At 65.5% G+C, this 2,226-nt stretch carries 1 protein-coding gene; it reads left to right on the forward strand.

The genetic code is table 11. The features are described 5' to 3' along the window. Nucleotides 1-2,226, forward strand: a 2,226-nt coding sequence (locus AACY42_RS28265) for a type VI secretion system Vgr family protein (protein WP_339483792.1), incomplete at both ends; no start/stop codon positions are given.

Raw genomic sequence — 2,226 nt, forward strand, 5'->3', positions numbered from 1 at the left:
GTGCTGTGATCGAACCGCAACTGGCCCGCGCCACCCTGCAATCGGACTGGCGTATTTTCCAGCAACGCAGCGTGCCGCAGATCCTCGAGCAGTTGTGCACCGAACGCCGCTGGGGCGCCTGCACCCAACGCCTGACCGAAACCCACCTGCCCCGCGAATACTGCGTGCAGGCCGGCGACCTGGACTGGGACTTCTACCAGCGCCTGGCCGCCGAAGAAGGCCTGCTGTCGATCTTCCAACACAGCGAAGCCGGGCATCAGCTGATTCAGGCCGACCATATCGCCAGCTTCGGTGTGATCGAGGGCGAACCGCTGGTGTACGAGGCCAACCCTGGTGGAGATCAGGCCCAGCCGGCGCTGCACAGTTTCACCTACCGCGAGCAGGTGCGCAGCGCCCAACAGACCCAGCGCGATTACACCTTCACCCACCCGCGCTACAACCTGGAGCAGCACGAACAGGCACGCCAGCTGGAACACCAAAGCCCCGACTACGAACGCTACGACTACCCCGGCCGCTACAAGCACGACGACGCCGGCAAGCCCTTCACCCAGACCCGCTTGCAAGGCCTGCGCGGTGATGCGCGCACCGCCGAAGTCACGGGCGACGATGCGCGCCTGGTGCCGGGGCTGGCGTTCGATCTGACCGGGCATGCGCGTGACGACCTCAACATCGGCTGGCGCGCCGTTGCCATCAAACATGTCGGCCGCCAGCACACCGCGATGGAAGAAGAAGCCGCCGGCAGCCAGGTGGGCACCCATTACAGCTTCACCGCCACACTGATTCCCGACAGCGTCGAGTGGCAAGCACCGCCGCGTCCCAAGCCCTGCATCGAAGGCCCGCAGATCGCCACCGTGGTCGGCCCGCCCGGCGAAGAAATCTACTGCGACGAACACGGCCGCGTGCGCCTGCAATTCCCCTGGGACCGCCAAGGCCAGGACGACGACCGCCGCTCCTGCTGGGTGCGCGTCACCCACAACTGGGCCGGTGCCGGTTGGGGCCACGTCGCCCTACCCCGGGTCGGTCAGGAAGTACTGGTCGGCTTCGTGCAAGGTGATCCGGACCAGCCCCTGGTCATCGGCCGCAGCTACCACGCCATAAACCGTTCACCGTACAAATTGCCGGAGTTCAAGGCCCTCAGCCCGATCCGCAGCAAGGAGCTTCACGGCGAGCGCCACAACGAACTGCGCCTGGACGACACCACCGGGCAAATCAGCGCCGCGCTGATGAGCGACCACCAGGCCAGCGCCCTCACCCTCGGCTACCTCACCCACCCGCGCCCCGGTGGCGGCGTGCCACGCGGCGAAGGTTTTGAACTGCGCACCGACGCCCACGGCGTACTGCGCGCCGGCGGCGGCCTGCTGCTCACCACTCAACTGCGCCCGCGCGCCGCCGAACACCACACCGACCTGCCGGAAACCGCCGAACAACTCGACACCGCCCGCCAACACCACGCCACCTTCGCCAGCGAAGCCCGCGATCACCTGGCCCAGGAAAGCGGTGACCAGGACGAAGTCGCCGACGCCCTCAAGGCCCAACACAGCACCATCCGTGGCACCGGCGGCAACCCCAGCGCCAACCAATACCCCGAACTGGCCGAACCCCATCTGGTGCTGCACAGCCCGGCCGGCATCGCCAGCAGCACCCCACAATCGACCCACATCGCCAGCGGCGAACACCTCGCCCTCAGCAGCGGCGGCCACACCAGCCTGGCCATTGGCAAACGCCTGCTGCTCAGCGCCAGCCGTGGTGTGCGCACCTTCGTGCAGAGCCTGGGCTGGCGGCTGGTGGCGGCCTCCGGCGATATCGACATCCGGGCGCTGAAAGACAACATCAACGTGTTGGCCAAACTTAAGGTCACCGTGACGGCTGAGCGCATCACCTTGAGTGCCAAGGAAGAGATCGTGATTCAGGCGGCGGGGAGTAGCACCACCTATAACGCGGGTGGGATTACTCATGCCACCAGTGGGTTGTACTCCGGACATGCCGTGGATTTTATCTATGACGCTGCGAAGAGTAAGGCGGCAGCATTTCCGGAGGAGCCGAAGGCCGGGAAAGGGAATTTGGAGCTGTTTCAACAGTACGCCAACGGGGTCACCTTTAAGGGAGGCGAGTACAAGGTTGAGGATGCCTTGGGCAAGGTCATCAAGGGGACGCTGGATGCGAATGGCTTTGCAGCAGTGGCCGGCGTTGCGCCAGGTCCGGCCAAAGTGCTTTTCAGTAAAGACC

This window comes from Pseudomonas sp. RL_5y_Pfl2_73 (assembly GCF_963970515.1).
Classification (GTDB): Bacteria; Pseudomonadota; Gammaproteobacteria; order Pseudomonadales; family Pseudomonadaceae; genus Aquipseudomonas.